Origin of the sequence: Lactobacillus sp. MRS-253-APC-2B (assembly GCF_012843675.1) — a bacterium.
In the GTDB taxonomy this organism is placed as follows: domain Bacteria; phylum Bacillota; class Bacilli; order Lactobacillales; family Lactobacillaceae; genus Limosilactobacillus; species Limosilactobacillus pulli.
The window spans coordinates 1-3,388 of record NZ_JABAFO010000038.1; the positions used below are offsets into that span (position 1 = coordinate 1).

3 protein-coding genes are annotated in these 3,388 nt (G+C 41.1%); 1 reads left to right on the forward strand and 2 read right to left on the reverse strand.

The window, feature by feature from the left end:
* Positions 1-928: 928 nt before the first annotated feature.
* On the reverse strand, positions 929-2,278 hold the full coding sequence (locus HF864_RS09255) for an MATE family efflux transporter (RefSeq protein WP_240936911.1): 1,350 nt from the start codon (positions 2,276-2,278) through the stop codon (positions 929-931).
* A gap of 316 nt (positions 2,279-2,594) precedes the next feature.
* Between HF864_RS09255 and HF864_RS09260 the strand changes: the two genes are divergently transcribed.
* Positions 2,595-2,738: a hypothetical protein gene (locus HF864_RS09260; protein WP_169462702.1), complete on the forward strand. Its 144-nt coding sequence runs from the start codon at positions 2,595-2,597 to the stop codon at positions 2,736-2,738.
* Between the two features lie 148 nt (positions 2,739-2,886).
* Here HF864_RS09260 and HF864_RS09265 read toward each other — a convergent pair whose 3' ends face one another.
* Complete coding sequence (locus tag HF864_RS09265; RefSeq protein WP_169462703.1) at positions 2,887-3,045, reverse strand: hypothetical protein; 159 nt, start codon at positions 3,043-3,045, stop codon at positions 2,887-2,889.
* Positions 3,046-3,388 lie beyond the last annotated feature (343 nt).

The following is a 3,388-nucleotide window of genomic DNA, read 5'->3' on the forward strand; positions in this document are numbered from 1 at the left end:
ATATAAAATATAAGAACTTGAAAAGCTCAAATTTAAATTAAGCGAATTGACTTCGCAAATGTTTTTGCATCAATCGTGATGATTGATGACCCTGCACATTTGTGTTCGTCGAAACTGTATTCAGTTTTCAAAGGTCTACCGAACATCGAATTTGTTATTGCTTCGATGACGTATTTAATTCTAACATATTGATCATTTTAAGTCAAGAACTTTTTTAAATCAATTTGTTAAGTGAGTTGTCATTCATCAATCGACAACTTTTATAGTTTAGCAAAATCAAATGGATCTGTCAACAACCAATTTAACTTTACCGATCGTTGTCAACAACATCTTGCTGTGACAACGGTATTTAACTATACAGGTTTTAATGAGCATCGTCAATAGTTTTTCGCTGATTTATCAAATTTCTTTTCATGCTAACAAATTTACTCATCATCTGCTGCACAGTTATTCCGTATGACCTTACAGCAGACGAATTATTTACACGGGCAATTTGAGTTATATAGAGAAAATATTCTTCTGTATGCTGGTGACACAGTCAGCGATTCAAAAATAAAACCCAATCCTTGAATACTCAAGAATCGGGTATAACCTAGTCAACCACCATCGGCTAAAAGTCGATGGCTTGTGAGCAGACACCCCGATATTGAGTGTCTGAATCACAATTTGCATAGATACGGACGATTTACTCAAACAGCCACGGTTGCCTTGAGCAGTGATCATCTAATTACCAATGCCTTTTACATTCCCAGGTTGCCATAGGAATGATATATCAATAGTTGTTAGATAGTCAGTCTTATAATGCTGTAATACTCACTTTGGTTCTCAGCGAGGCAGTTACTAAGTTAATTACTATCTACAAATATTAGATCATAGCAGGCCTATCCATCCCATGACTAAAGTCACGGGATGGATAGGCATAATTAAATTAATGATGCGATGCCAATTGTAATCTGTCGACAGCTATTGGTTCTTCTTTTTCATCAGGTACGTATTCCTTGCGCGTAACCGACTCATATAAGCAAATTACCGCTGTTCCAGTAACAATCCAGGTGACCGGATAGATCAAAGCAACTTGGGTAAAATTCGTAAAATGCGGCAGCATAACCGCAATATAGACAACACGTAAAATGCAGCAACCAACCAGTGTAATAATGGCAGGTGCCAGAGAATGGCCGATTCCCCTGAGGCTCCCCCCGGCAATCTCATAAGTTGCCGTCAAAGGCTCTAACAACGCAATAAAGGTTATTCGAATAATTGCATAATGGACGACAGCTTGGTTGGTCGAAAAGATATCATCAACCAATGGATAGCGAAAAACGTAAAAAGTCATCGAGACAACTGCTGTAAACAAAACAGCACTGATCATTGCAATCCGTGCAATTTTACGACAACGCTGGTATTGATGTGCAGCATAATTTTGACTGATAAAAGTTACCGTTGCCTGGGCAAAGCCATTGACGAAAAAGTAGCTGATATATTCAAAGTTCAATCCCGCAGAGTTGCCAGCTACACAAGCTGCCCCAAAATGATTAATAGCTGCTTGAATCACAATATTAGAAACCGAAAAAATCATGCCTTGCAGACCGGCCGGACCACCAATGGCAATGATTCTTTTTAGATAAGTCCGATTTAACGTCAGTCTTCTCCACTCAAAATGCAACATACCTGTTTCTTTAACCAACAACCGGTAGATCAAGGTCGCACTGACAGCATTGGCAATCGTGGTTGCAATCGCCGTTCCATCTGAACTCATCTGAAAGCCAATCACCAAAATCAAATTCAAGACTACATTGACCAGACCAGAAAACATCAGACAAAACAATGGCCGTTTAGTATCACCGACTGCTCTTAACACGGCATTGCCAAAATCATAGATCATTAAAAACGGCATACCTAAAAAATACAGCCTCAGATAGCTGACCGCTAACGGCATGATACTGGCTGGCGTATCAAGCAACCCTAAGATCGGCTTGGCAATCAGAGTTCCTACCATCAACATAATAAAGCCACTGATTAAAGCTACTGCAAAGCCGGTATGCATCGCCTCATTGACGCGTTCTTTTTTACCGGCACCGACCAGACCAGCGATCAGTACGTTGGAACCGATTGAAAGGCCAGTAAACAGCATAACTACGATATTGATGACTGGCGCATTAGAACCAACCGCCGCCATAGCATTGCTAGAGGCAAAACGCCCGGCCACCGCCATATCGGTTGCGTTAAACAGCTGCTGCAAGGTACTCATTAGCGCAATCGGCAGCGCCACCCTGCACATTTTTCCGAAGATGCCACCCTCAAGTATATTGAGTTGGTGAGAAGGCCTCGTCGCTTCTTCATCCATTGGATACATTCACTCTCTTTTCTCTACAAATTTCTCTACAAAATTGCACAAAAGCTAGTGTAACGCTGATCAACAGTTGAGGAAACCCTTAATTCTATGATTTGCAAGATTCCTTTAAATCTTAAGCTGCCAGTATAGATACCTATTCAACTTTTTATACGTCGACGCGCTTTAAGAACGATCCCCCATGTTAATAAAATAGCAGGTCAAGTTCGGCTTGCCTGCGACGATATTATTGGGAAGAATTTTTATGGTTAAAAAGATCAAAGACGCCAACGATACGCTCTATATAGAAAAAAACATTTTACTGACAGATCTGGGTTTAAATTATAATCGTGTTCCTAGTGCTGGGGGCCTAGGTTCACTGGGGAGTCAAAATGATGATAGTAACTAACTAAAATCCAGCCACGCTGCCAAGTCAGTCAGTCGGGGTACACAAAAAATTTTCAATGTTACTTTTATTAACGACACAGTCAGCGGTAAGGATCAAACCAGTATAAGCGGCAAGACGGGTAAACGAATAATTAAACTTGCCAAGTCGTTTAATTCCACATCGTCCACTGTCGACAATGACGATCAAAAATCACAGTCGACCGCATCTTTGAGTCATCATAATCGGTTTCGGCTAATTCGATCAGCAGCTCAAGCAACGACTCTGCTTCTGCCATTGCACAAGATGACCAAACAATAGCAGCTGACAATCTGAAGACCTCTGGTGAAATTCAGTATCAAATCGGCATCCAGCAAGGATACTTTCAGCCATCAGATTAATCTAGCAGAATCAAACTGCTGATTTGGCAGCCAACGATTAACAGGCTCATAGAATTTCCACGGGCCTGTTTCTTATTCCGAAGTAGCTGAACTGCTCAAAGCTATCTTGATATGCTTTGATAAGCTGCCACTCATCCTTCGATCAGACAGTAAAAAAACGCCACGATCAGTAATTGACCGTGACGTTTTTTAATTTGCATGGCAATGCCCTATCCTCGCAGGGAGCGATCCCCCAACTACTTTCGGCGCGTTGAAGCTTAACTTCTGTGTTCG